This window comes from Sphingomonas sp. DBB INV C78 (assembly GCF_042693015.1).
In the GTDB taxonomy this organism is placed as follows: domain Bacteria; phylum Pseudomonadota; class Alphaproteobacteria; order Sphingomonadales; family Sphingomonadaceae; genus Sphingomonas_E.
The window spans coordinates 2674771-2698092 of sequence record NZ_CP170544.1; the positions used below are offsets into that span (position 1 = coordinate 2674771).

Sequence of the window (23322 nt, forward strand, 5' to 3'; positions counted from 1 at the left end):
AGCTGTTCTAGAACTTCAGCGTGAAATCCAGGCCGTAGGTCGCCGGCTCGGCGTAGATGTTGCCGGCATAGCCCAAGGCTCCGAAATCGATGCCGAACTCGCGATATTTCTCGTTGAAGACATTCTTGCCCCAGGCGGCGATTTCCGCTGACCCACCGGCCAGTTTGACGTCGCGCAAGGCAAGCCGGAGACCAACCAGATTGCGCCCGTCCCCGCGGATCTCATCATTGAAGGGCGCGCCCACGGTTGTCGGGTTGAAATATATCTTGCCGCGATAATCATAGTCCACGCGGGCAACGACCTGACCGACACTCATAGGCGGGAATTCATATTGCGCCAAGGCACTGATCGTCGTTGTGGGCCCGACCACGAAATGGGCGCTATCCTTGACGTCAACAAACGTGTCGGTGACGGGATCGAGGATCAGAAACTGCTTATACTTGCGGTTCACATAACCGACATTGGCGGCAAGCGTGAGTTCCGGCGTTGGCTTCGCGGCGACCTCGGCCTCCACACCCCAATATCGCGCCTTACCAGCGTTGACGGTCGCCGTCTGGGCTCCTCCCGTGCCCGCCTGCGTCTGTTGCAGCTGGACATCCTTGTGGTCGGCGTAAAAGCCGGTGAGGTTCATACGGAGGCGACGGTCGAACCACTCGCTCTTGATGCCTGCCTCGTAGGACGTCAGCGACTCCGGATCAAAACTCGAGTTCGCCGAGCGCGCGTTGAAACCACCTGATTTGTAGCCTGTCGATACCCGTCCGTAGGCCAGCAGATCCGGAGTGGCCTGGAAATCCAGGCTCACGGCAAAGTTCGTCTTGCTAAAGCTTGCGTCCGGCGATCGCACATAGGGCGAGGTTTGCGTCAGATGCTTTTCGTCCTCGGTGTAGCGTATGCCGCCGGTGAGGCTAAGCCGGTCCGTCAGCGAATAGCTCGCCTGCGCAAAGGCAGCACGCGATTCCGATTCATGTTGGTATGCAAGCAGGCCTGCCAACGGCACGCCAAAACCATTGAGCGTGACGTCCGGCGTAATCGGGATTGGAACTGGCGACGGTAGGACCAAGAGGAAGTTGGTCGGGTTGGTCTCGCGTGCCTTCTCGTCGAAATAATAGAGGCCAACGACATATTTGAAACGATCGCCGATGTTGCCCAGGACATTGAATTCCTGCGACCATTGGTGCTGTTTGCGATCGTTCTTGGCCGTAAAGAGATTGATTGGCCCCACACCTAATGGGATGAACGGGTTCGGCGGAGCGAGGATCGCAGGGCTCACCGTGAAACCCACGAGACCGGCATTACCGCCCAGCGTGTCGAGCTGATTCAGTCCGTGCCAGCGTCGATAGCCAGTGAGCGAGCGGATGGTGACATCACCAAGTTCGATGTTGACCGTCAGGGTGTGGCCTTCGACTTCATCCCTGATCCGGCCGACCGGGGCGAGTGCCAGCTGGTCAAGCCGGCTGCCGGAAACGACCGGCGCTGATCCGCCTAACCCAGGCGACGCGTTCAGGTAATCCAGTACGTCGGGACGCACAGCCGTCAACTGGAAGGCGCCGGCAATGCTCTGGCGAACCGAAAAGTCGAAGCCATAGTCGATGGTCAACGCATCCGACTCGTAGCGCAACGCGGCGCGAACGGCGTCGAGATTATAGGCGCCTGGATCGCGATCATCCGGTTCAAGGGGATTATTTACATAGCCGCTGCGCTGCTTGTGCACGAAGCTGATGAGCCCCTTCAGCCCTGATCCGCCAAAATCGCCGGTGTTGAGGGTGAATCCACCCTTCGCGAGATTGTAGTTGCCAATGGATGCCTGGGCAGTGACGCCGAAGTCGTCCGACGGCTTGGCCGTGATGAAGTTCACCGCACCGCCGATCGTATTGCGGCCGTAAAGCGTGCCCTGAGGGCCGCGAAGAACCTCGATCCGCTCGAGGTCCAGGATTTCAAAAGCTGCGCCAGCGGAACGTCCCACGACGATGCCGTCAACATAGAGGCCAACGGGACTGTCGGACGTCAGGACCTGTTCAATCTCACCGATGCCGCGGATGAAGAGAGAGACATTGGTCGCAGACGATGCCCCCACCGAAACCGACACGCTCGGCGCGACGGATGTCAGACCGGCGACGGAATCAATGCCACGGCTCCTGATCGTGTCGCTGGTCACCGCGCTGACGGCCAGTGGCGTTTGCTGCAGCCGCTCGGACCGCTTCTGAGCGGTCACGACGATGTCGCCAAGGCCATCATCAACCGAGGATGCCTCTGTAGATCCTGTCTGCTCTAATGCCTTGTCGGCTTCGGGCGACACGCTGGTGCCAGCCGGGGGAGTGACCTGTGAATAAGCAGGATAGCAAAAACACAGCGCCGCAGCACCTGACAAGAAAATGCACGACTTCATTTCTCTCTCCCTAAATTATTTCCGCGCAATCTCTACTGTTGCGCTTACCTTTTATTGGTCACGATCCGAGCATTAGCTTTCACCAGATTTATAATCTGGATCTTGCCGATCTTAATTTAGTTCGACAGTTTGATCGCATCATCAGGTGAACTGATTGGATCGCGAGCTGTGCAGCTTGGATCGCCCGAAGACCGGTGAATTACAAGACGCGACATGTCCCAACAATGCTCAGTCGATCCCTAAAAATGCTCACGCCGGCCGCGTGTTTTCCATTCGCCTGCGGCCGTCAGCTTTTTTGAATGGAGAACAGTGACATATCCCGATCTGCTCGCTGGCCGCGCGATGCCCGCGGTCGAGAGTGATGGGAAGCACGGGTGGAGGCAGGGACTAAAGCTGCGCCAATTTGCGGCTGCCTCCAGTTACGCCATGACACGGCAGTAACCCTCGCGCCGCAAATCCTTCCCGCCATCCGGACGGCCATTCCGGACGAGTTCGGCCGGCGGCCTCCAATTGTCCAGATGCACGATGCTCGCGGACATTTCAGGCGCCACGCCGTCGGTAAGACCGACCCAGCGCATGAAGAGGCAGCCGGTGCCGTCGGGACCGATCTCCACCCAATTATAGGTCCCCGGATCCGTGAGGCTGATGACAAAGGTGAAACTTCCGTCGCCGTTTCGCGTGGCAAGCGGCGTGGAGACATTCGAGCGGACGGCGAGGATCTCGCCCACGCCGCCCCAGATGTTCGTAAGCGGGACGGTCGCATAAGCCGCGCTGCCAAGCGTCAAGGTGATGATCATCGCTTCATCGCGGTCAAGACGGACATGACCGATCGAATAAGCCTGCGATGCCGAGTAAATGCCGGTCTTGTTGATGGCGGGGTCGCCGAACTGATTGGCCAGCCCGGCCATGGCGAAATTCCTGGTCGTGAAGATCAGGTCGTCGACATGCTTCTGGATATGGGCCTGGGCGGTGGCATCCAGAACCGGCAGTTCTATGGAGGCCGGATCTGGAAGAGGAGCGGCCCGGACGATCTCAAGATCCAGGGGCAATTGTGATCTTGGGTCTCCGATCACGTCGCGCAGCAGGAGCTGATAGCTGTCTTGATCGACCTGGAAATGATTTTGCCGATCGCCCGCTTCCTCGCCGTCCACATAGATGTCGAAGGTGCCGTCGGAGCTTATGGCGATGTCAGCGAGCGCGAGCGTCTTCTGATAAACCTGGCCCGCCGTCAGAAGCGCATATTCTATCGCAAGCGGCGCTTGCCCGTCGTGCACCCGGCCCCGGATATGAAGCGACGAAGCCCCGTCGAGGGGCACGAAGCGATAGACATAATCGAGATTCGTATGCGCCGTCCGCGTGGCCGGCACAGTCTTTCCATCAACCTCGTGTTCCAGTCGGCCAAATGCGTGGATGAGTGGCCGCCTGGGATCGGCGTTGGCGGTGTTCATCAAGCCGCAAAACACAGCCCGCTCGAGTTCCAGTTCGAACTGGCCAAGCTGTGCTTCGTCCGGCGTGATTTGCGCGATCCAATGCTGCGCAACAGATTCGCCGACAACTGCCAGCGATCTGTCACCAAGAATTCTGAGCGCCAATCGTTCTACCCATCTCTGATCGGGCGTATCGAGAGGAGGCTGAGAAATTGGCATAACTATGTCCTTCTGTTCGCGCAGCGCCCCCACGCACTTGGTCGCGCGCCGGACCTTTGATGTCGGTCGAAACTTGCCCGCGCAATCGGACCCAGATCACGGAACTGCTTGGACTGACCTCAAATGTGCTCACAGTGCGCCGCACCACTTGCGTTTGAGCATAATTACACCATTGATGCGCACTTCCGTTCCCGGCTGGGCTGGACGAGAAGCGCAGCCACGCCCTAGCCATCGCGTCGATCGGGACAGGAAACATCTCCTGCCGAATCCCAAGGAGAGATGCATGGGCAACCCCAACGAGCTCGGAAGCGAGGATCGCCGCAAGACGTGGCAGCCGGCCCCGCGACCCGAATGGCTCACGATGCTAAACAAGCTTGGCGACAAGATGGATGGCCAGGCCGTCATTCCCCTCGACGAAGAGTCGCTGTTCAGCGCCGCCCGTCGCAATACAGGGCTGGATGATTTTGGCGACGACGGTTGGATCGAGCACTTCCGGGTGCTCATCAAGGCTATCGAGGAGGAAGCCAGGCTCAACTTCTTCGGAAGAATCCTGACGCGCTCGGAACTGGTCAGCTATCTCGAGGCCAGGCTCCGGGTCAAAGAAGCCTATCGGCTTAACCCTGAAATCGAAGACGAAGCCATTGTCGAACCCGTCTTCATCCTCGGCCTCGGACGGTCGGGCACCAGCATCCTTCACGAGACGCTGTCGCACGATCCACAATTTCGTTCTGTCCGTCGGTGGGAGGCTCTCTACCCGGCGCCTCCTCCCGAAGAGGCCACCTATCGAACCGATCCGCGTATCCGCAAGGCACAGGACCGGATCGACATAATCGACGCGATCTCGCCCGAATGGAAAGGTGTCCATCCCACAGGCCCGGAACTACCCGTGGAGGATATCGAGTTCACCTATCTCGCCTTCTTTTCGGAAGTGTGGGTGAACGCCTTTCAGATCCCGACATATGAGCGGTATTTCCGCGAGCGGGCCGCCGATTACCATTTCCACTGGCACAAGCGCATCCTGAAGCTCCTCCAGTTCAAATATAAGCAGAAGCATTGGCTGCTAAAGAACCCTACCCACATGGAGCGGATCGAGGCACTCCTGAAGGCCTATCCTGACGCAAAGATCATCCTTCCTCACCGGGATCCCATCGTCACCGCAGATTCGGTCGTGAACACATCGGGGACCATCTATTACTGGCGGACGGACAATCCCTTTCTCTATCCGGATACGGCGAGCGCCTGGGCGGATATCGGCTCACGGGTAGCGATGTGGGATGACGTAATTGCGGCGATCGGAAACGGGGTGCTGCGCAAGGGCTACTACGCCAATTCGCTATATTCCGACTTCATCGCCGATCCCAAGACGGTGATCGAGGGGATATATTGGGATCTGCATCTCGAGCTAAAACCCGAGGTGCTATCCTCGATGCTCGCGTGGCTGAAGAGCCGGCATCAGTCAGGCCATGGCAATTCTTCCAAATACCAGAAGTCGCGACAGGGTGACGCGCGAACAGCGGCGGAACGCGAGAGCTACAGAAAGTATCAGGAGTATTTTAAGGTTCCTGACGAGATCTGAGGAACGCTGGGGAGCGACGGCCGTGAGCAGCGACAAGAAATATGCGCCGACCGAACAGCTCGTCCTCCTGCTGCGCAAGGCGGAGAGCGTTGGCCTCTCCGCCACCGCGATTCTTCGCGAGTGCCGCTTCTCCTATTCCTTTGAGGATCTCCTCCTGCGACGTGTCCGGCATTTGCCGGTCACGGACTTCGCGCGCATCAGCCAGCACTGCGTCAACAGCATCCGTCAGGTCTATGTTCCGGCAGGCATTACAGGTCTGTCGCGAGAAGATTTCGACCTGATGTGTCACGCGCTCGTGACGAGCTCGTCGTTAAGGGAAGTGATCCAGCGCCAGTCGCGGTTCTTCGAGATTTGCGGACGAGCGTACGGCTGGCTCGATACGGTCGAAGCCGATGATATGATGAGGATGGGGATCCACCTCGGCCCCGTCGAGGAGGGATGGCGCACATTCTTTACGCTGAATGCTTTTCTCGTCTTCACCAGGCTGTTCGAGTGGCTGATCGGTCAACCGATAGGTCCCAAGTATGAGCTGGCGATGGCAATGGACGATGAATCCGCGTCCATTTCTGCCGTGTTCGGTATCACGGTCGGCTACAACGGACAGATGGACGGTCTGATCTTCCCGGCGCAGGCGCTGGACCGCCCTGTAGTCCGGGACGGTGTTGAAATGCGCCAGTTTCTCCAATCATTCCCCTTCGACGTCATACTGCCCGCAGATACGACCGTGAGCCTCTCGGCCCAGGTCACTGCACTTTACCGGGACGCGATGCTGAGTTCTCGCCCGCTTCCGGACCATGTCGAACTGGCAAGGCGGTTCGGCATGTCCAGTGCTACGTTTCGGCGACACCTGGAATCCGAGGGTGGTTCGATCCGCGAAATCAAAGCCAATATCCGGTATCGCGTCGCGCGAGAATTACTGGCTGCCGACAACGCGCACTTCGACCAGGTCGCGACGATGCTAGATTTTAGTGGCACCAAGGCGTTTACGCGCGCGTTCGTGGAATGGAGCGGCACTACTCCTATCGCGTTCCGAAAAGTCGCCCAGTCACGCCGAGATGCTTCGTCGACTTAAGCTCGGAGTTCGCTATCCGAACCGGATCGTTGATTTTCGTTTGAGCAGCGGTGGACGCTATCGTCCTCCCAGGCAGGCCAGACCTTCACGACGGCCAATGCGTCGCCAACTCCACCTCCAATTTGCTGAATGAACGGTAGGTATTGGGCATTTGAAATCGAGCTCTGAACGGCGGCTTTGTCGGCGTGAGCGGCCCGCTCTGCGATATCGTCGGAGTCATGGCATCCTCGACAGGACACCGGTACCAAAATTCCCGACCGCCGATTTCCAGCTAACCGAAGATCACAGAATTCTGCAATCACCGCAGATATTAAGCCCGTGCTGCGTCATCTCAAGGAAAAAAGCGGGTACACAAATAGGTACACACCGCACCCCGGCGTCCCTTGGATTAGACCTGGGTAGCAAGCGCCCTCTCGATTACTTCCTTCAGCTTATCGCCAGCGTCGGCCGCGACGTGCTGCACCGATCGATTGCCCGATACCGGGTCGGTCTGATGAAAGTTGAAGGCAAAGCCCCTCAATGGTCCGGAGATAAGATCCGCCATCATTACCTCTCGGTGACGATTCTCTGCCGATGCGAATGGCGCAATCATATCGACGAGCCAGATCGCATCACCCGACTTCCACTCTTCCAGCGTCAGCCGGTTTGCCGGCTCTATCATCCCGCCTTCGAGCTTTGCTGCGGCTATTGCATTGCATTTTGCCCAGAGTGCGAGCCCGACCGGCTTCTCACCGTCCCGGAAGATGTAGAATTGCTGATGGATCAGCGCAGGCATGATCAGCCACTCAAGATCGCCGATCGTTAGTGCGCGATGCAGGGGCGACTGGCTGAGAAGCCAGGTCATCTCCCCCAGAAGATGACTGACAGTAGGCGGCGTGGGGGCGTCCTTGGCCGCCCCTGGGGAAGTTTGAGAGTTCATGATCCCGTCCTATTTTAAGCAGCGAAATAATCATAGCGCTGAGCAAGCTCAGCTGCCCGGTCACGCCATTCGCCCTCTCCACTGCGCGCCCCAAATGCCGCCATATCCTGCACCATCAGCGCCAGGCGGGCGTCTCCCATCTCGACCGAAGCCGAAGGGGCAACATCCGTCTCATCCCGCGTCTTGTCAAAAATGCGCTGCCACAGGCTGGTCTGGCCCGGGCCTGGACGATAAGCCAGTGCGGCGTCTCCAATACTCCCCGTCGACCCGTCAGTACGGGTGAAAGTCGACGTCGCGATCAAAGCATTTGCACCGATCACAACATCCTGATTTACGGCACGCGCCGACAGGTTGAGCGATGCGATGCCGTGATCAACCAGCGCCTTTAGCTCGCCAGTGTCAGTCACCCCGTCGCCATCGCGATCGACCCAGACCTGGAGTTCGCCGAAGCGCGCGTCGCTTGCGTCGAGCTTCCCGTCCTTGTTCGAGTCCAGCGCTCCCAGGGCATCCAGGTCGCTGGCGGCATTGGACTTCTCGGAAAGGAAGCTAAGCTCGGACGCCGTCGTGATAAGGCCGTCGCGATTCCGATCGATGACCAGGAAGCCATCGCCCTTCCCGACCCACCCGGTATTGTCGGCAGTGCCATCTCCATTCATATCGAAGCTGGCTTTGGCTTTCTTGATCGATCGCATTTCAATCCCGTCACCATCCAGGTCGAGAATCACGGGCGCGAGGATGCCGAAGGTCTTTTTGTGGAATTTAAGCATACTTGCGGGCGTGATGAGACCGGCACGGTCGTCAGAAGCTGCGGTGCCATCCCGGAAGCGAACGAACAGGTTTCCACCCAAGGTCGAGAGCATATATTTCTTCGATTTGCGCTCAAACTCCTGCCGCTCGACATTGATTGCGGGCAATTTGGCGACCTCCGGCGACGTCGAGGGTGTCCCCGCTCCAGTCCACGCCGCTCGATCAATCGCGCCGCTGCCATCGCCGCGAGAATAGCCTAAGCCGACATCGAGCAACGTCCTCGTGGTTCCGTTAGTAAGCGTGTAACTGCCCTTGCCATAGACGATGTTTCCGTCGTTCGCCTGCGAGGACGGCGCCACTGCGCTAAGGCTCAGCTTGGCAATGTTGGATTCCGCGAAGCTCAGCAATTCGCCAGCATCGGACACGCCGTTTGAGTTGTTGTCGAACCAGAGCTTGAACTGCGCAAACCGTTCGTCGAGCGCGGTGAGTTCGCCGTCGTCATTGGTATCGAATGCCCGGAGGCCCTCAAGATCGGTCTTGGCGCCGATCAGATCGCCGACGAAGGATATTTCAGCGATGTCGCTGATCTTGCCGTCGCCATTGCGGTCCAGCGCCAGGAACGCGTCGCCGGATTCGATCCAGCCTGTCCGCTCCGCGGCACCGTCGCCGTCCATGTCAAACCGGACCTTGCTTGCAGCCAGCGAGACGAGGCCTGCGCCGTCATTGTCGAAATCGAAGACGATCGGCGGCGCTATCGTGTCGGGGACCGAAGGATCAAATCCGAGCAGGACGTCGCCGATAGAATGACTGGTACCATCGGACAGCAGATATTCGCTAGTGGCGTAAACTATGTTGTCAGACCCACCCAGCTCCTCGCCGGTCAGATTCATGCTCAGGTTGATCTGCACAATGCCGATATCCGTAAGGCCGTGCAGCTCGCCCGCCTGACTGAGGCCATCCTGGTTTGCATCACGCCAGATCTTAAACTCGCCGAAACGGTCATCACCAGCGTCGAAGAAGCCGTTGGCGTTGGAATCGAATGCGCGCAGGCCCTCGAGGTCAGACATTGCCCCCTCGGCATCACCAACGAAGGAAATCTCACCGATATCGTCGATCGTCCCATTACCGTTGCGATCAAGCGCCAGAAAGCCGTCGTCGGCACCCACCCAACCAGTTCGGTCGGCGATGCCGTCGAGGTCCATGTCGAAGCTGACGGATGAGGTGTCGAGACTGACCAGCTCCAAGCCATCACCATCCAGGTCGAGCACGATGGGAGGGGCAGATTGTCCTTTCTTGACAAAGATTATCGAGAAATCCCTCGTGACGGTGTTAACGCCGTCACTCACGTTTACACTGAACGTGGCCTGCACGTTTGACGAGTATGTAATGCCGCCGATTTTTGTGCCGCCTTGCCAGGCGCCACCACTCTGCCCCGGTGTATAGAAGTTGATCTTACCGGTGCTATCTACGGAAATTGTCGGATAGTTCGTCGCCGAAATTCCTGACCCTCCGGCCGTCTTGCTATATTCGTTGTACTGTGGTGGCGCAGCCAAAGTATACGTTAGCCCAGCGCGTTCGGGGTCCAGCGCAAATATCTGAACATAATGTGCGGTTGCAGAAGCTCCAGAAAGTATCCAATAATTGTAATTATCCTGTTGTATCAATTGAACACCAGCGTCTTGATCCCTCCCTTGGGCAGAAACCGCGGGTGCCTCATTTTGATCTTTGAGTTTGATAGTCAAATCTGTGTATTGGGTGGCCTGGGGGCTCGCACCAATGTCGACCACGCGAAGGTCGAAATTAAACACGGCGAGGTTCGGATCGGTATGGGAATAATAAGGCAGATAGGGGTTCGAGGAGGGGAGCCAGACCTCGGCACGGGATTCAAAATCCATCTCGCCGATCATACGCAAGTTCCCATCGGCCTCAATTTGCCAGCCATCCTTGGATGTCGTGCCGTCTGAGAACTGCACCCGCAGATTGGTTTTGGGTTCGGGGTCTGTAACCAGCATATTGAGAAGATTGATGGCTCCGGTCGCCGTGCCGCCCACGGACAGGACCGGCATCTGCGGCCCAAGGGCGACGTCGGATTCCATGACTTCGAACACGCCGGCCGTCACCGTATGCTGCTCGTTGACCGGAGTGATGTTGATCCTGACCGTCGTCCGCGCTTCCTTGAAGTTCGCTCCACCCGCCCTGTCGCGAGCGACCACGATATAGTCACGGAATGGCGCCGTCTCGTAATCGGGCGCGACGGCCCCCACGCTGATCTGCCCCGTATCACCATTGATCTTGAACCAACCGTCGGCCGATGTCAGGCTCGACGCGCCTCCGATCAGGAAGCCGTATTTCTGCTGTGCGTTGAGACCGGATTTGTCCAGATCAGTCGCTTGTACGCTGCTGCCCACAAGGGTGTTTGAAGCGCTATTTTCAGCCACCTGCCTAGTATAATTCGCCGGGATGCTATTCTGCTCGTTTACGTCCCCGATGTTGATCGTGATCTCTTTCTCAATCGCGTTGAAGGTTCCGACGCCTCCATTATCTCGAACCACTACAAAATATTTGCTTTGCGGCAGCGCTTCGTAGTCGCCGGCGATTTTTACCTTAATATCACCGGTTGCGGCGTCGATCGTGTAACGACCATCCACCGACAGGTCGCTCACTCCGCCCGTGGCTGTACGGAAATAATATCGGAGTTGACCGAAAGCTACGCTGGCTTCGTCCGGATCCGCAGCCGTCACTTTGCCGACAGGCGTTCCTGTCCCCAGATTCTCATCTACGGCATACGGGCCGAATGCGGTGAATGCCGGCACTTCATTCGCATTGCCGATATTCACCCGGACAGTGGTCTGCGCCTCCTTGTAGCCGGTCCCGCCTGACCTATCCCGAGCAACTACGGTATAGTCCCGAAATTTCGCGGTCTCGTAATCAGGTGCAGCCTCTACGGTTATCTGGCCGCTGCTTGGGTCGATCCTGAACCAGCCGTCCGACGACAGCGCGCCAAGCGTAGAGCCGTTCAAGAAGTAATATATCTGCGTCGAATTGAGACCCGATTTGTCGTCATCGTCTGCCTTCACGGTTCCAATCGCCATACCCGCAATATTCTCGGTTGCTGTCATAGTGTAAGCTGTTGAAAACCTGTTCGATTCGTTGAGGTCATTGACGTTAACGGTGAGCGTCACATCCTTATACTGCTCGGATGCGTCCCTCACCCGCACTGTGATGTTGTGTGAGGTCGCATTTTCGTAATTTATCAGCGCGCTATTTTTTACTCGGAGCAGGTTTCCGTCCAGTTGGAAACGAGTGTCTACGAGCTCATAGGTCAAAACATCGTTGGTATCGGGATCGATGCCCGTGATGGTGCCCACGAGCGAATTATATGCAGCATTTTCATTGACCGAACCGGAGAATGTCGCGCCGGTCGGCGGCGCATTGATGGCGACCGTGGTGGTCTTGGTCGCCGTCGCCAATTGCCCGGTCGCGATCTCGGTCGCCCGTGCTGTGACGGTGAGCGTGAGATCCTGGCTCCAGCCGACCGGCGCCAGGACCTTGAGTCCAGCCATTTGTGCCGGAGTCAGTTTCCATACGCCCGCCGCCAATGTCCCGGCACTCAGGCTAACGTCAGACGGCACTCCACTAATCCAAAGCTCGTGCAGCTCCGAACCGTCCGTGTCGGCGAAAGTGGTATTGAGGTCGAGGGAAATTCCGCTTCCCCCGGATGTTCCCGATCGACCGTCGAACTGGGTAATCACGGGCGTGTCTGCGACTGCATTGACGGTAAGCGTGAAGTCCTGGGACGTGGTAATGCCACCCGCGTCGGTCGCCAGCACGCGGATGACGGCCGTGCCGCTGGCCTGCGCGATCGGCGTTATCGTGAAGCTGCGCTGTCCTGCCGTATTGGGTATTCCGAACACCAACCCCGACGCCGCGATCACCGATCCTCCCGAGATGATGCTAGCCGACATCTGGATCCCGGTATTTGGCAGAGGTGCGTCAGTGGCGGTGACGGTGAAACTGAGTACACTGTCCTCATTGACCGATTTGTTGCCGATAGCGGCTATGGCCGGCGGGGTATTGTCGCCCCAATAATTCATCCATTGGGCATAATAGGTCGGGTCCGCCATCAAGGTGTCGCGCGCCGCCGTCGTTGCCGGCTTCGTCCGGCCGGCCATCAGTTGGACCAGGCCTTCGGCGTTGATCTCGTCGCTGATGCGCTCACCAGCGACGATAAAATCGATCTTAAAGTTTTCGCGACTGGTCGGGTCGGAGATTGTGTACCAGTCCTTGATCAACACGCTCGATGTCGTGCCGATCACGCTGATCCGCATATCATTGCCGACCTTCTCGAACCACAGATCCCGATCGTTGATCGGTTCGGGATCCTGGAGACCCAGGACATCGATATCTTCACCCGACGGATCATAGTTGACGATCGTGTCGGCACCTGATGTCCGGGTCATGATATAGGTGTCGTTGTCGGCGCCGCCGTTCAGCGTATCGCTTCCCGCTCCGCCATCGAGATAGTCGTCGCCGCTTTCAGCGAAAAGCTGATCATTGCCGGCCCCACCCCGCAGCACATCATTGCCGGTGCCACCGTAGATAATGTCGTCGCCGTCTTCGCCTTCGAGCGTATCATTGCCGTCGTCGCCGTAGAGCGTATCGTTGCCAATGCCGCCTGTGAGCCGGTCGTCACCTGCCCGGCCACGCAGAGTGTCGTCTCCGCCTACGCCTGCGATGTAGTTGGCGCCGCTATCGCCGCTAAGTACGTCAGCCAGGTGGCTCCCGTGGATATCCTCGACGCCAATATAGGTGTCGCCGAAAGCCGTTCCCGTGTTGAGAGACGGCGATTGCAGATCGACCGTTACCCCTTCAGTTACAACGACCCCTTCCGAGAGCCAGCGATAGTCTGCGAGATCATTGGCCCCAGCACCTCCAATAAGCTGATCGGCGCCCTGCCCCCCCGCCAGGGCATCATTCCCAGCGCCGCCAGTCAGAATATCATTACCGTCGCCACCATAGAGTCGATCGACGGTGCCAAATTCGTTGTCGCCACCGTCGAGCGTGTCGTTGCCCGACCCGCCGACCAGAATATCTGCACCATCGCCGCCGTAAAGGGTGTCGATACCGTCATCGCCGATTAGCCGATCGTCACCGGCGCCGCCGTCGACAAGATCATCGCCCGCCCCACCGTTGAGAGTGTCATTGCCGCCGAACCCGTAGATGCGGTCGCGATTCTGCTGGCCTGCGATTATGTTGGCGTTGGCGTCACCCTCGAAGACGTCATCCTCATTGGTGACCGTGATGGCGATATTACGCTGAATCGAGAGCGGCGCGTCACTCTGGTCGGTTGCTGTTACGGTGACGCTAACTGTCGCCCCCGCCTCGAAATCGAGAGCTGCCCCCACCTTCAAGCGCAGGACATTGCCGATGATCTCAAAGCGGCTGTCGGACACCGTATAGGTGTAGGATGCCGTCAGGAACCCGGCGATATCGGGATCAATCGTGCTCAACGTACCGATCGTGATCGCCGGCAAGGTGGTGCTCCCGGCTACATGATCACGCTCAGCAACCGAAGTTACCGATGGCGCAAAATTGAGCGCGGTGGGCGCCTCATTTGCGTCTTCGATGGTGATCGCGAAGCTGGCGCCCCCTGACGAGGACAGGCTGCCATCTGTCGCATCGACCGTGCCCGTCAGCGTGACTTCCATGAAGCCGTCGCCGTCGCTGTCGACGGCCGTCAGGCCCGACTGGTAGAGCGCCTCGAAGTTCGGCTGATAGCCGTTGGCGAACCGAACCTCGTTGCCGACGACCTGGAAGCGGCCGGCCGGATTGGAGGTGAGCCGCAGCGTAGGCACCGTCCCGTCGGGATCGCTCAGCGAGAAACGGGCCACCCAGTTTTCGGCGAGACTGCCGCTGGCGGGCTCGCCAACCATGCCGCGTTGCTGCGTCAGAACCGGCGCCAGCGGCGCTTCATTGACGTTGGTGACAGTGACCGTGAAATCCTGTTCAAATGCGGCGCCGTGGACGTCTTGCACTTTGACGCGGATGACATGCGACGCCGCGTTTTCACGATCGAGCAACCCCGGAGTCTGGACGATCAGCAGGCCGTCGCCCGTCATATCGAACCGGCCGCCGGCGTCGTCTGCCAGCGAGAAGGTCAGATTGTCTCCCTCGATGTCGGTTGCCGCAAATTGGGCGACCGGGCTGTCGGCGCCAGTTGACGATCCCGGTGCGGCCTCCGCAATGGCCAGCGTCTCGCCTGCCGCCAACCCGAGTGCGCGCGGCGCATCGTTGACGGCCGCCACGTAGACGTTGACTTTCACTTCGACCGACTGATTGTCGGCGTCCGAAACGATGATCGTGAAACTGTCGTCGCCGTAATAGTCGGCAGCAGGTGTAAAATCGAACTGGCCGGTCGTGGCGTTGACCGTCACCGAGCCATGGCTCGGGCCGGCGCCCAGCGCATAACCCGTGACATTATCGTCATGATCTACAACCGCAAGCCCGGCAAGGCCGCCCGACACATCCTCGTTGACCGTAAGGCTAACTGGCGTGGCGGTCGGCGTGGCCTTGCCCCCAGCGTGCCAGTAAGTAGCAAGTTGCGACCGGATCGCCGCCGGCAGGCTCGCCGGAGTAGTGACCCCTGCCGCCGTCATCGCACTGATCAGCGGATCGGCATGGCCCAGGAACAGGCTGTGGGTCATCGTGCTGATCGCATACATGCGGCCCATACCGGCCGTTGCGAAATAGTCTGTCACGGTGATCGTGCCATTGCCGCCGATGACGCCGATCCGCAGATCATCGCCCGATCGGCTGAGCCAGACCTGCTCGAACGCCACCGACTGATCGAAGACGATATTGTTCTTGCCGTCGCTGTCGACGATCACGTCCTGGCCGGAAAAGGCGTCGAAATTATAGGTGTCGTCGCCGCCATCGTCGAACAGCTGGTCGTTGCCCGCACCCCCTACCAGAATGTCCTTGCCCAAGCCTCCGTAAAGCTTGTCGTTCCCAGCCTCGCCATTGATGACGTCATCGCCCGTGCCACCGTCGAGCCTGTTGTCGTCTCCTTCTCCACCAAGGATGGAATCGTTTCCAGCCCCGCCGTAGAGCTGGTCATTGCCTTCCTGGCCGATGAGCTTGTCATTACCTTCGCCACCCCAGGCGGAGTCGTCGCCAGCGCCTGCGACAATCTCGTCATCGCCGTCGCCACCGTAGAGCTGGTCGACACCGGTGCCGGAAAGCAGCACGTCGTCGCCACCATTACCGCTCAGGACATTGTCGCCGTCCAGCGCATCGAACCGGTTGCCGCCGTCGTCGCCCGTCAGCGTATCACCGTGCATCGAGCCCGTGATATTCTCGATGCCGACCAGCACGTCCCCGGCCGCGTCGCCACCGGACTGGCCCGTTGTCGTGTTGCGAAGGTCGATCTGCACCGCGGCGGACGACCGGACGTATCGAACGGTATCTCCCCAGCCTCCGTTGGTGGAAGCGGAATGCGTCCCACCGTCAATAAGATCAGCGCCCGCGCCACCCTCGAGCTGGTCATCCCCGCTTCCGCCGAAGAGGCTGTCGTTGCCCCCGCCACCGCTCAGCACATCATCGCCGGCGCCGCCGTTGAGATTGTCGACAAGCGCGCCGGCCTGGCCGACCAGCAATTCGTCTGCCGCTGTTCCGAGAACCTGTGTGCTGCTGGTCGCCCGCAATACGCTGGCCAGCGACACGCCAAGCCCATCGGCGAACTGCAATGTTTCAACACGGCTATTCGTCGAAAAGTGGTTCTGAATTGTAATCTGGCTTGAGCCCGATCCGCCATATCGAACGATGAGATCCTGGCCCTGGACGTGGAAGGTGAGATCACTCAGGCTGATGCCCGTACCCAATTCGAGCGTGTCGTCGCCGGCATTGACCGACAGATCCGCCTTCTCGCGAATGATTTGTTGACCGTTCGACGGCAGGTAGGCGTGGACCGACTTATAAAAACCTCCGAGCCAGCCCGCGGAGAAATATGTGGCCGGTGCGGGCTCGGGCTGGGTCGCGTCGCCGTTGACCGGCGCAAACTGACTATAATCATAGACGATGTCGCCACCGGCATTCTTGATCTGCAACCGCCAGTAATAACGGTCGGAATAGCCGGGCTGGAGCACGCCCGTCGATTGCCACAGGCTCACCTGGTAACCGTCAGCCAGGGCGCCAGTTGTGGTGACGGCCTCTTCGACCGTGAACGCAAACTCCCGGATTACGTCGGCGCCATCCACGGCGTTCCATACATATGTGTCGTCGCCTGCGCCGCCCAGCAGGATATCGTTACCCTGTCCGCCGGTCAGTTCATTGTCATCATCGTCTCCGCCGATTAAGTCGGCGCCTGCGCCGGTTACGATGTTTTCAATCGAATAATATTCATCGCCGACGCCGGCTACCGCATTCGCCCATGCGGCCGACAGGTGAATTCTGATCGACGACATGGCGCCGGCGTAAGTCGCGGTGTCGATGCCGTCGCCACCAATGAGAATGTCGGCATGATCGCCGCCGTCCAGGATATCATTACCCGCGCCGCCATAGAGAATGTCATTCTGACCCTCGCCGCGGAGGTAATCATTGCCGGAGTTCCCAACTAGGATGTCATTGCCCCAGCCTCCGGCGAGGACGTCGTCGCCTGCGCCGCCGGTCATCCAGTCCGCGTTGATGGTTCCCGCCAGCGCCGCGGTCATAGTGCCGTCCGCAGCGTCTGTGCCAGCGACAAGATTGGTCGTGCTCGCAAGCGCCGCATCGATGACGCCCGTCTGGTAGAAAGCGAACTTCTCGATCCGTCCCGGGCCCCTTTCCCAAGTCTGGGCAGGAAGAGCATACCAGTCCTTCACCGTGATGCTGTCGGTCAGCGATCCGAATGACGAGAATTGCGCATTCTCGCCGGCGATCCCGAGGACGATGTCGTTGGTGCCATCCGGGCGATAGAGCACGATATCCTGGATGTTGATGCCGGGATCGAATTCGATGGTGTCGATGCCGCTGTTTGCGACGATTGCAGTGCCCGCCGCCGGATTGAAATAGCGCAACGTCCCCGTCAGATCATCATAGTCAAAGCGCCCCAGCCATTGCAGGTCGGGCTGCTCCGTCGTGCCGACATTTTTGCGCAGATAGGCGCCACCGGGGCCGGTAACTTCACCGGTTTCGGTATTATACTGATAGCCGGCGGCCCATTGTCCTCCCTGCGTCCAGACGGACGTCCAGGTCCCCTTGAATTCGTCGAAGATGATGTCGCGGCCATCGCCGCGCGAATATTTGAAGATGTCGTCGCCAGCACCGCCGACCACGACGTCGCCGTCGCCGCGACCGCCCGACAGGATATCGTTCCCCTCGCCGCCGTAGAGATCGTCGCCGCCGCCGTCCCCGGACAGCACGTCATTGCCCTTGCCGCCGATGAGCTGGTCGATGCCGAGCCCGCCCATCAGCAGATCGCGACCCGAATGGCCGGCCACCATGTCGTCGCCGGTGCCGCCATTGCCGATATCATTGCCGGCGAACAGATAGATGGCGTCATTGCCGCCGCCGCCATAGACGAAATCGTTGCCATTGGTGCCGATCAGCACGTCGGCGCTGTCGCCGCCGACGATGAAGCTGGCGATGTCGCCAATCCGGATCTCATTGCCGTCGGCGAACTTCAGCCATTCGACCCGTTTAAAGGAGTTGGCGAACCAATCCTTCACAGTCAGTTGCGTACCGGAAAAGGTGGTCGCGCCGTTCACCGTCTGCATCACGCGGACGATCAGGTCGTCGCTGTCGGTGCTGGACCGGACGAGCTGGATGTCGCCCATGCCGATGCCCTGGCCGAATGCTATCGCATCCTCGCCCCCGACAATCGTCTTGCTGGCGACGCCGGGGGCATCGCCCAGCCAGTTCTTCTTGATCGTGCCGGCAAGAATGCCGGCCATGCGCTGCTTGATATAATCTCCGCCACCGGCCTGGGCCTGGGGCGCGGATTCCGCCTCATCCTCGATCAGGTCAGCGCCGTCGCCCAGGCGCACCAGATACTGGTCATTGCCCGTGCCACCCCTGAGGTCGTCCCCTTCGCCGGCCCCGCCCGCAAGGATGTCATCGCCAGCACCGCCGGTCAGCGTGTCGACGCCCTCACCGCCCTCGAGCCAGTCGGAACCCTCGCGACCGCGGACCACGTCGTTGCCCGCGCCGCCGTTAAGATAGTTACCATCGCCGCCGAGTTTGCCTGCACCGATCGATCCTGCATCGAGCACATCGTTGCCGTCGCCGCCGAGCAGCCAGTCGTCGAGCCTGCCACCATACAACGTGTCATTGCCGGCACCGCCGAAGATGTTGTCGCCGAGATCGGACGCGTACATTGTGTCATCGCCCGCTCCACCGTCGATGGTGGCCGCGACATCGATCTCAAGCTCACGGCGGTCGGACGTGGCAAAATTGACGCTGGCCGCGCCGCTCGCGGGGCGGCTGCGCGAAATGGTGAAGGTCGCATTACCACCTTCATGGACGATCACGTCGTCGATCCAGACCAGCGGCACCGCACTGTTGCCGTCGACGATCGTGCCCTTGCCCGTAACTGGCGAGGCTCCATTGGCGAGCGCCCCCGCGCCTGCCGTCACTGTCGCGGTGAGGGTGAAAGTCTCATTTCCTTCAATGTTGAGATACTGCGGCTTGCCGTTGCCGGGCGTGACGACGCCGGTGACCGGATTGGTGATCGGGCCGACATATTCCGGGTTGGGGACGTTGTCCGCGACGACCGGCGTGCGGACGAACAGCTCAGTCGCACCGATTGCAAAGGTCGCGCTGCTGGCATTGGTCCAGGTCACGCCATCAGAGGAGACCTGCAGGCCGCCCGTGCCAGCGGCGCCATAGTCGACGCCAAGGCCCGATCCCCTGCCGTCGGCAAGGGCCAGCGACACCGTAATCCCCTGCGTAGCAGCTTTCGAGAGGCTGATTCGGAAGGCGGCGTATCCGTCTCCTTCGTACGCATAGCTCCGACCAACCAAGAGCGACGAAGCCGCACCCGCATCGCTCACGATCGTAGCGGTTGCCGCGCCGCCGACGGCGCTCATGCCCGTTGCATTCGAAAGCGATGCCATGAAACGCTCGATGACAACATCGGCGTCACTGCCGACGGCAACGCTCACCTGCTTACGGAGATCGGTAGCAGCAAAATTAATGGTCCCGGTGGTCGCTGTGAAATCCACGCCCGAAACGGCAATATCGTTCTGCGCAACGCCATCGACAGTATAACCTCCTTGATCGGATAGCCGTTCTGTCCGAATGTCGATCACATCATTGCCGCCGCCGCCGATAATCGCGGTCGTCGAACCACTTTCTATTGTATCCTCGCTGAAGCCCAGAAATTCTCCGTCTCTACCGGTAACCGACCAGTATCGAGCGCCGCTTTTCGGATCGACATTGGCCTCAAGTTGAGCCGCGCTCAAACGCTCACCCCCAAGCGCGCCGTCGGCAACTTCATCGAGAAATGTCCCATAGCCGCCTACCCAGTCGGTGTAGCTTCGCTTATTTAGTCCCAGTTCGGAGGCGCGTGAGAGCGTCACAAGCCAACCCGCGGTAAACGCAGATTCCGGGTCAGCAGCGATCATCGCGCTGATCACTGTCGTGCTTCCGAGATATTTGGCATAATCGGCGGCAACCGATACATCGCCAAGCAAGGCGGTCATTTCGAACATGCCCGCTGCGCCTGGTACCCCGCTGTTCGGATTGCCGGCGGCATTTATCAGTGACGCGCTGATCGCCCGCTTTACATAGACATTGCCGCCCGCCATCTGACCAATCATATCGCTCAGACCAAGATAGGTACCGTGGGCGATCAGTTCCTGCACACCCTCTTTACCGCTGAAGCGCGCAGTGATCGCATCTTTGTCTCTTGTCGACACCGGACGGTATACGTAATCCTTCTTGCGCATTCCATAATTGCCGGACTGAACGTCTTGCGGATCGAGCAATGTCGCGCCGGATGCCGCAAGGACAGCATTGAAATTGTCCGCTACAGCTCCAGCGAGCCCTCTTGCCGCTTCTTTCGATCCCCCTTTTTTTGAGTACACATTTGCGACCACGAACTCTTTTTCTGTTTCGTCCCATGCGGCGTCAGCGCCCGAACGCGGCGTACCGCCAAAGACGGATCCGATGACTCCACCAATAAATTGCCAAATCGCAATGCTTATAACCGCGGCTGCGAACGTTAGTGGATTCACTCCAGCCACTGCTAAATAACTTGCCGCGGCCCACGAACCATATGCCGCCCCCACCGCTGCACCAATTTGGCCCCCGAGTGTTTCTGGGGTGTAGACAGCGCTAGAGAGCTTGGAGCCCAGGTACGAAGCCGCAGCACTCGCAACTGCCGGTCCGACATTAGAAAAAGCAGTCGTAGATTTAGTTACCGTGACACCATTCTCAACAACAGTGTAGGTTTTACCGAGATTATCCAAGTTAGAAATAATCGTCGAAATCGCCGAACTACCAAGACTGGTAGTGGCATCAGCGGCGATGCCATGGAGACCGACTGCCTTTACAAACTCTGCGGTTAGAAACGACGATAGAGCGCCAATTCCAGCCCCCTTTATGTTTTCGAACAGCGATGCCCCAAACCCTTCGACACCGTTATTCAAAAATTCCGTAGAACTCACGCCGCCAAAGATATCTTCGTCTATAAACTCTCCGACCGCGCCCAAAAAAGTCGCAAGTGTTCCCGACAGGGCGATTTGCGAAAACTGGTCTGAAGTCAAACGATTACCAAGCACAGACCCCATTGCCGCCCCAAGTCGTCCACCGTCAATATTTGTTACGTTATAGATAACGTCAGAACTTAAAACTTCTACTTTATCAACAACGTTCGACAAGATATCTAATACAGAAATCCCGCCATGACCGGACGCAACTATTGAGGATCCATCACCCAAGTCTGATATAGTTCCATTTCTGTCATAATCTCGCTGGTTTCCACCAAATTTCGCCCTATAATTTTTCGCATTCGCCAGCCACTCCAGCCTCTGTTGATCTGAAGCATCTGACGGCACAGGGTTTTTTAACTGCAGGTAATCTCTATTCACAAGATCCTGCAATACGTCGGCTCTCTTCTGGACGGTCCATTCGCTTGGAAGCGGCTTCCCACCCGAAACAAGAGCCCGCAGGGCAATATACATTTTGGCATTAAAATCATTCAGATATGACTCGGCCACGAGTTCGGTTCGGTCATCGATATATTGATTCACCGAATCCGGAGATTTGACGTAATACGACGCGTCATATTCCGTGCCGAGAAGAGAGAATTTATCCGAACCAGTCTGTGTTTTAATATGACTCGCGATTTGGGACGTAACTCTTCGGAAATCGAACCCGAAATCATAAGTTCCATCGTTCGATACCGCGCTTTTAACCGCTGAGAAGGATTGCGCGAATTGGATGGAACTCAGCAGCGCGTTCCAATCGGGATTCGGACCCAGAGCAAGAGCATGCCCCCCAAACTGCCCATGACCGATTTCGTGATTAACAACCTCGGTTACCTCGGCATTGCTCAGGCTTTTCTCAAGATTGACAAACAGCTCGAGCTCGAAGTCGCCTGCGGACGGCCCCGCGCCCACGCCGCGCTGCCCCCCGGCCGGAGAAGTCGCAAGATCCTTTAGACCGGGCCCCTGCAGCCCGACGCTCAATAGATTTTTGTATCCTTTTGCGTGCAAGCCCGAAAATGCCGAGAGGGTATCGGCGAGTCCGGCAATCTGTAAATTATTATCAACGGCGTAATTGATTAGCGCCCAGCCTAGCTCGACATTCTTAAATTGGGAGGAGTCAAAATTTACATAATCCCTCCTAGGTATGTCATACTCTATGCCGCCATAGGTAATTTTTTGGGCCTCATATCTTCTAAGATCCCATTCTCCCGCCGGATTGGACTTAGCCTTGGCATCAATGTATCTCCGACCAACAAATGCTGGGAGGAGATTACTTCGAGGATCCCTTGCGGTCGAAGCGACGTCACTTAAAAGCTCAGCGAGATCCTTAAAGTTGATCGTTCGAGAGGATGAACTGTACAGGGGCGTGGGAGTGGGAGTGGGAGTGGGAGTGGGAGTGGTCATGGTAATCCTCTGCCAATCAATCTGATAATTATAACCGCGAATCCGATCGACTTAATCAGTCTTCGATTTCCAACCGCCGGATAATAATATCTATCCTTGGCATTCCTCGTCTTTCAAAGGATATGTATAAGTACCTTCCCTGCTCACGCCCTAGATCATAAAAACGAAAAGAGTATTTTGGTTCGTATATTCCGTCTGGATCGATGGCCGATGCTTCTGTATTTTCTCCAAATTCATCGGTATATTGAACGGTATAAAATATTCTCTTAGTCGCCGCTTCTCTGTAGGCCTCTGAAACACAGAGACTATCTTTCTCAAGATGAAACACATCTCCTAGTTCTCGACGGATTATCGGACAAATATCTGGGGAATCGTCTTCAATCTTTGTGAACGTCCCAGTCACCTCCATTTTGCGGGCTGAAAGAATACCTTGTCGGTCGATTTTCTGGAGCCGTACCTTCGCCTCTGGAATTCCGCTTTTTTCGGAACCGCTATATAGAGGATTTGCCGACGGGGACTTCCTCGCTCCCCGTGGGACGTGAATTAAGGTAGAACCACCACGACTTGCCCCTGCGGCAAGATATAACTGTCGGGCGCGGCCTTGATCTAGCTCTACACCGTCGCCCAGTTCATACATGAGCCCTAATTCGAACTGAGCCCGCTGGCTGCCGCCTTGCGCCCGCCGTGCAAGCTCACTAAGCGCGGGGTTCATGGCGCCGTCACTTAAAGCGATGCCCGCATATTCGTCCGTCGCGCACCCATTAAGCGATGCGAGTAATATCGGTATGGAAACGACAGCTCCAGAATTGTGCAATATTTTCACTTTTCGCTCCAATTCTTTGCAGTCGAGTATAACAAATCATCTGATGGCGACAAATTCGTAAGG

General features: G+C 58.1%; 7 protein-coding genes. 2 read left to right on the forward strand and 5 right to left on the reverse strand.

Features of this window, described 5'->3' with window-relative positions; genetic code table 11:
- Positions 1-7 precede the first annotated feature (7 nt).
- Entirely contained in the window at positions 8-2386 is a 2379-nt protein-coding gene (locus ACFB49_RS12620; RefSeq protein WP_380871511.1) for a TonB-dependent receptor, read from the reverse strand.
- A 419-nt stretch (positions 2387-2805) separates the two neighbouring features.
- Positions 2806-4065, reverse strand: coding sequence for a hypothetical protein (locus ACFB49_RS12625; RefSeq protein WP_380871513.1), 1260 nt, complete (start codon positions 4063-4065; stop codon positions 2806-2808).
- A gap of 352 nt (positions 4066-4417) precedes the next feature.
- Between ACFB49_RS12625 and ACFB49_RS12630 the strand changes: the two genes are divergently transcribed.
- Positions 4418-5608 carry a sulfotransferase family protein gene (locus tag ACFB49_RS12630; protein ID WP_380871515.1) on the forward strand — a complete coding sequence of 397 codons (1191 nt, stop codon included), beginning with the start codon at positions 4418-4420 and terminating at the stop codon, positions 5606-5608.
- Between the two features lie 22 nt (positions 5609-5630).
- Complete coding sequence (locus tag ACFB49_RS12635) at positions 5631-6680, forward strand: AraC family transcriptional regulator ligand-binding domain-containing protein (protein WP_380871517.1); 1050 nt, start codon at positions 5631-5633, stop codon at positions 6678-6680.
- Between the two features lie 388 nt (positions 6681-7068).
- On the opposite strand, the gene ACFB49_RS12640 is transcribed toward ACFB49_RS12635, so the two are convergent.
- From ACFB49_RS12640 to ACFB49_RS12650, 3 genes are all read right to left on the reverse strand, one after another.
- Positions 7069-7524, reverse strand: coding sequence for a toxin-activating lysine-acyltransferase (locus ACFB49_RS12640; protein WP_380871519.1), 456 nt, complete (start codon positions 7522-7524; stop codon positions 7069-7071).
- Positions 7525-7613: 89 nt separating this feature from the next.
- Positions 7614-22013 (reverse strand): cadherin domain-containing protein, encoded by a 14400-nt coding sequence (locus tag ACFB49_RS12645; protein ID WP_380871521.1) that lies wholly within the window; start codon positions 22011-22013, stop codon positions 7614-7616.
- A 478-nt stretch (positions 22014-22491) separates the two neighbouring features.
- Positions 22492-23259 carry a hypothetical protein gene (locus tag ACFB49_RS12650; protein ID WP_380871523.1) on the reverse strand — a complete coding sequence of 256 codons (768 nt, stop codon included), beginning with the start codon at positions 23257-23259 and terminating at the stop codon, positions 22492-22494.
- Between the last annotated feature and the right edge of the window lie 63 nt (positions 23260-23322).